Origin of the sequence: Arthrobacter sp. YAF17 (assembly GCF_052113365.1) — a bacterium.
Lineage (GTDB): Bacteria > Actinomycetota > Actinomycetes > Actinomycetales > Micrococcaceae > Arthrobacter.
In genome coordinates, this window is record NZ_JBFRDB010000055.1 from 1 (window position 1) to 364 (window position 364).

Annotated in this window: 1 pseudogene; it reads left to right on the forward strand. The window is 64.2% G+C overall.

The features are described 5' to 3' along the window. Positions 1-364: pseudogene (locus tag AB4Y67_RS19005) on the forward strand (lysozyme); the annotation flags it as partial.

Here is a 364-nt window from a genome sequence, read left to right on the forward strand (position 1 = left end):
GACGTCAACACAGCCATCGGCGTCACCGGCAACCACGGATACACCAACAACATCCCCATCACCCAACCCGGCACCTACCGCATCTGCACCTACGGCATCCCCGTCACCGCGTTCTCCAACGGCAACACCCTCCTCGGCTGCAACACACTCCAAGCCCAGAGCGTTCCTTCGCCTCTGGGGTCCCTGGACGAGACCCGAATCATCGCAACTTCCAMCGGCGCGGCCCTGACCATCCGCGGCTGGACCCTGGACCCCGGCACCCCAGCTCAGTCAATCCCCGTACACATCTACGTCACCGCACCCGACGGCAAAACCCAGGGATACCCCTTCACCGCCAACCAGGCCCGACCCGACGTCAACACAG